The organism is Oscillibacter sp. UBA6647 (genome assembly GCA_002455655.1).
GTDB lineage: Bacteria > Bacillota > Clostridia > Oscillospirales > Oscillospiraceae > Oscillibacter.
The window spans coordinates 3,486-8,701 of the sequence record DKLF01000128.1; the positions used below are offsets into that span (position 1 = coordinate 3,486).

The following is a 5,216-nucleotide window of genomic DNA, read 5'->3' on the forward strand; positions in this document are numbered from 1 at the left end:
GGAGAAGGCTTGCACACTCGAAAATCTCTTTTGAAAAGTATTTTTTCCTTTCGACGAAGGGATTTGTTGATATGCACGGCGATTCTAATCTGCGCATGGACGGCCTGCATGATATTGCTGCACGCCGATACCAGCGAGGGCTTTGCTTCCCCGGTTTTTGTGCTGGCGGTGCTGTTGATTTCCCGCCTGACCGACGGATATCTGTTCGGGCTGCTGGCCGCCGTGGTGGGGGTTGTCTCCGTAAACTATATGTTTACCTATCCGTTTGGGGCAATTGATTTTACTCTTTCCGGCTATCCGCTGACCTTTTTGACGCTTCTCATGGTTTCCATTGTCACCAGTGCTCTGACTACGCAGATTAAACAGCAGGAGAAGCTCCACACCGACAACGAGATGGAAAAAATGCGCGCGAACCTGCTCCGCTCCGTGGCCCACGATATCCGCACGCCGCTGACCTCCATTGTGGGGTCCACCTCCGTTATTTTGGAAAATCCCTCGATTTCAAGCGAGGAACAGGGAGAGTTGCTGCGGGATGTGCGGGAGGAAGCGCAGTGGCTGATCCGGGTGGTGGAGAATCTTTTGTCCATCACGCGAATCGGGGAAAACGGGCAGGCACACATCGTCAAGAAGAATGAAGCAGCGGAAGAAATTTTAGGAGAGACGGCCCGGAAATTTCGCAAGCGGTTTCCCAATGTGCACATTACTGTGGAGGCGCCCCACGAGCTTTTACTGGTGCCCATGGACGCAATTTTGATTACGCAGGTTCTGGCAAACCTGTTGGAAAACGCTGTGCGACACGGTGAGACAACCACCCGGGTGGCCCTGTCAGTGAAGCGGGACGGAAGGATGGCTAAGTTTTCCGTTCAGGACAACGGTCAGGGAATTCCCAGAGAGCAAATGCCCCGCCTGTTTGATGGAACGCTGAAGCGCAGCGAGACTCCTGCCGGCGACGGAAAGCGAGATATGGGACTGGGACTGATGGTGTGCCTCACCATTGTGAAAGCCCATAAGGGCTTCATGGAGGCGCGGAATATAAAGGGCGGCGGCGCGGAATTTGTATTCTGCCTGCCCGCGACAGAGGAGGAAGAAGAGTGAACATCCGGGAAAAGATATTGGTGGTGGAGGATGAGAAAAGCATCTCCCGGTTTATCTCCGCCATACTGGACAACAACGGCTATGAGTCCGTACAGGCCCGAACGGGGACGGAGGCGCTGTCCATGATTTCGTCCCACTGCCCGGATCTGGTGATTTTGGATCTGGGCCTGCCGGACATGGATGGACTGGAAATCCTGCGAAACCTGCGCTCCTGGTCCAGTCTTCCGGTGGTGGTGGTCTCCGCCCGAGATCACGAGCAGGACAAGGTGGCGGCACTGGATTTGGGTGCAGACGACTATCTGACAAAGCCCTTTGGAACCGCCGAGCTGCTGGCGCGGGTCCGGGCCGCCATCCGCCACACCCGCACCACCTCAGCCAACGACGGGGTTGCGCGGGAGGGCACGTATTCCGTGGGCCGCTTGACCATTGATTACAACAAGCATCAGGTGCTGGTAGACGGCGAGAACGCGAAGCTGACGCTCAGTGAGTTTCGCATTGTGGCACTGCTTGGAAAATACGCGGGCAAGGTACTCACGTATGATTTTATTATCAAAGAGCTGTGGGGCCCCCGCGCGGGGGACGATAACCAGATTCTCCGGGTCAATATGGCAAACATTCGCCGTAAGGTGGAAAAAAACCCGGCGGAACCGGAGTACTTTTTCACAGAGGTAGGTGTGGGCTATCGTCTTGCTGAGGGAAATTGAACTCCGAACCGGCAGTTTTTTGAAGGAACCTGATATATCTGAAAACAAACGGAAAGCGGTTTATAAAACCCGCTTTCCGTTTTTATGTGCGCAGAATGTATAAAAGGCGTCCTCTTTTTAACGGGGCGGCGTTCTTGAAAAATATTTACTTCGGGCAATAAATTAACGAGAAATTAACGATAATTAAATTGTTTTTTATAAAATCGAAATAATTCTTAACAAACTCTGAACGCTATTTATAGGAAAAATCTGCTATTATCTTAACAAGGACCCTAACAGGGTCCGTAAAGAGCCGTGTGGGAGCGGCAGAAACAAAGGAGTGTGTGTATCTATGGCAACCTTTTTCATTGGCCTCGTAATTCTTGTAGGCGGAGGAGCGCTTTATGGCACCTTCTGCGAGAAAATTTTCGGGCCGGACGACCGAGAGACGCCTGCCTATTCCAAGCAGGACGGCGTTGACTATGTTCCCATGAAGGAATGGAAGAACAGCCTCATCAACCTGCTAAACATTGCCGGAACCGGCCCCATCATCGGGCCCATTCAGGGTATTTTGTTCGGGCCCATCGCGTTTTTGACCATTCCCATCGGCAACGTGATCGGCGGCGCCATGCATGACTATTTCTCCGGCATGATTTGCCTGCGCGATGGCGGCACTCAGATGCCCGAGATGGTCCGCAGATATAGCAACAAGGGTGTTTACGCGATTTATCAGGTGATTCTCTGCGTGCTGCTGCTGCTGGTGGGCGCGGTGTTCATCTACACCCCCGGCGACATTGCCGCCACGCAGGTGTTTGGGTTCTCCGGCGCACCTACCGCTGTCTCCACCTGGGTGATTTACGGTGTGATTTTTGCCTACTATCTAATTGCCACCGTTTTCCCCATTGATAAGATCATCGGCAGAATTTATCCCGTTTTCGGCGCGATTTTGCTTTTTTCCGCCGTGGGCGTGCTTATTGGCCTGCTGGTGCAGGGTTATCCTCTGCTCAACGTTTGGGACGATTGGAACGGCGGTCTCATTAAGTACGGCGACTATTTTGGCGCTAATCACTTCTTCCCCATCTTCTTCATCACCGTGGCCTGCGGCATTCTCTCCGGCTTCCACTCCACGCAGACCGCAATTATTGCCCGGACCATGAAGAAAGAGAAGCAGGGCCACACCACCTTCTATCGCATGATGACCTTGGAGGGCTTCATTGCCATGATCTGGGCTGCGGGCGCCATGGGCGTTTACAATCTGGGTCTGCAGGAGGCCAATCCCTCTCTGGCTACCGGCACCATCGGCGTTGTCTGCAAGAGCCTTCTGGGCAATGCGGGCGGCTTGATTGCACTGCTGGGCGTGATTGTTCTGCCCATCACCTCCGGTGACACGGCTCTTCGCGCCCTGCGCCTGAGCATTGCCGAGTCCTTCCACATTGACCAGAGCAGCAACGGCAAGCGCCTGTCTCTGTCCGCCATTATCTATGTGCTGGTGGCCGTGATTCTGGTGTTTGCAAAAATGAATCCCGCCGGCTTCAGCATTCTGTGGCGCTATTTTGCATGGACCAACCAGACGCTGGCTCTGTTTGCGTTCCTGGCCATCTCCATCTGGATGTTTGAAAACGGTAAGGCCAAATACGTGTGGGTGCCTCTGATTCCCGGCGCGTTTTATGCCTTTGTTACCATTACGTTTATTATGAACGCCAAAATCGGCTTTAACATTCCCTGGGGTGGCGCCTATGCCATCGGCGGCGTGGCGGCGATTGCTTATGCGGCTGTGATTCTTTGGTATGGTCGCCGCAGAGCCGCGTCTTCGCCCCTGAACGTGAGGAAGTAATCTTTAAATCTTGTCTGCCGCGAAGAAGTGCGGCGGAGCACTACATACAGACAGAGCCGCGGCAAAGGCCGCGGCTCTGTCTGTATGTTTGGACAAGGAAAAATTTACAGGAATGTCAACGCGAAGCCGCAAGCTTTGGAAATACTGTGTATTGTAATTCCTTCCCTGCAACCGTATAATTGCGGTAAGAAAAGACAAATAGGCGTAAATTTGTCCTCGAATTATAGACATAACTTTGCCAATAAAAGACGGGAAGCGAGATTTTCCGGGCCGTTGGAACCGGAAGTGAAACCACTGCATGGTTTGCAATTACGTACAGCGGGCGCGAAAGCTTTATAATTTTTAGGAGGGGACGACCATGCTGACTCTGGAAATGATTCAGGAAGCGCAGGCTGCGCTGCGGGGCGTGGCGAGAATAACGCCGCTGAATCCTGCTAAAAAGCTGGGAAAAAATGTGTATATCAAGGCTGAAAATCTCCAGCTTACCGGCGCGTTCAAGCTTAGGGGCGCCTATAATAAAATTCGATCCCTGACGGAAGAGGAGGCAAAGCATGGCGTCATTGCCTGTTCTGCCGGGAATCACGCGCAGGGGATTGCGCTGTCCGCCGCCAAGCTGGGAATTAAGTCTATCATCTGCATGCCTGCCGGTGCGCCCATCAGTAAAGTGGAGGCCACGCGAAACTATGGTGCGGAAGTGGTGCTGGTTCCCGGCGTGTATGACGACGCTGCCGCGGAGGCCGCGCGGCTGACCCGCGAGCATGGCTATACCTTTGCCCATCCTTTCAACGATGAGCTGGTCATGGCGGGGCAGGGGACCATTGGCCTTGAAATTCTGGAGCAACTGCCCGAGGCGGAGCAGGTGGTGGTTCCCATTGGCGGCGGAGGCCTGATCTCAGGCGTGGCCTGCGCCATCAAAAGCCTGAAACCATCCTGTCGTGTGGTGGGCGTGCAGGCGGCCGGTGCGGCGGGGATGTACGTCTCCCAGCGGGCGGGCCGCCCGCTGAAGCTGCCCGGCGTTTCCACCATTGCGGACGGCATTGCCGTGAAGGAACCGGGAGATCTGAGCTTTGCCATGTGCACGAAATACGTGGACGAAATTGTCACCGTAAAAGACGATGAAATTGCCACCGCCATTCTGGCGCTGATGGAGGACCAGAAAACTGTGGCGGAGGGGGCGGGCGCGGTGCCGGTGGCGGCCGTTATGTTTGGAAAGGTGGACGTGACCGACCGCAAGACAGTGTGCCTGGTTTCCGGGGGAAATGTGGATGTCACCACGCTGTCCCGCATTATAACCAAGGGACTGTCCAAGTCGGGGCGGCTAGCAGAATTTTCCGCAAAAATTGCAGATAAGCCGGGAAGCCTTCTGGGCCTTCTTCAGGTGGTGTCGGACACGGGCGCCAATATTCTCAGCATCAACCACTCCCGGGAAGATAAGCACGCCGACGTGGGGGCGTGCATCGTGTCTATGGTGCTGGAGACGCGAAATGCCCAGCATGTGGATGACATCGAGCGGGAGTTGCACGCAAATGGCTATGAGGTGTTGAGCAGGTAACAGGGGTCTATCCGCCCTACGGCGAAAATAAAGGAGAGACGGCGCGATCAAA

4 protein-coding genes are annotated in these 5,216 nt (G+C 54.4%); all 4 read left to right on the forward strand.

Annotated features, from left to right (window positions below):
• Positions 1–66 precede the first annotated feature (66 nt).
• The 4 genes from B2W96_RS09425 (at position 67) to ilvA (ending at position 5,164) form a co-directional block, all read left to right on the forward strand.
• Complete coding sequence (locus tag B2W96_RS09425) at positions 67–1,095, forward strand: sensor histidine kinase (protein ID WP_293010039.1); 1,029 nt, start codon at positions 67–69, stop codon at positions 1,093–1,095.
• Positions 1,092–1,799, forward strand: a complete 708-nt coding sequence (locus B2W96_RS09430; RefSeq protein WP_293010036.1) for a response regulator — start codon at positions 1,092–1,094, stop codon at positions 1,797–1,799. The genes B2W96_RS09425 and B2W96_RS09430 overlap by 4 nt, the downstream gene beginning before the upstream one ends.
• Before the next feature lie 331 nt (positions 1,800–2,130).
• Positions 2,131–3,612: a carbon starvation CstA family protein gene (locus B2W96_RS09435; RefSeq protein ID WP_293010037.1), complete on the forward strand. Its 1,482-nt coding sequence runs from the start codon at positions 2,131–2,133 to the stop codon at positions 3,610–3,612.
• A gap of 358 nt (positions 3,613–3,970) precedes the next feature.
• On the forward strand, positions 3,971–5,164 hold the full coding sequence (gene ilvA / locus B2W96_RS09440; protein WP_293010038.1) for a threonine ammonia-lyase: 1,194 nt from the start codon (positions 3,971–3,973) through the stop codon (positions 5,162–5,164).
• Positions 5,165–5,216 lie beyond the last annotated feature (52 nt).

Coding starts and splice junctions, on each gene's coding strand:
- B2W96_RS09435 (WP_293010037.1), top strand. CDS start 2,131: ATGGCAACCTTTTTCATTGGCCTCGTAATTCTTGTAGGCGGAGGAGCG.
- ilvA (WP_293010038.1), top strand. CDS start 3,971: ATGCTGACTCTGGAAATGATTCAGGAAGCGCAGGCTGCGCTGCGGGGC.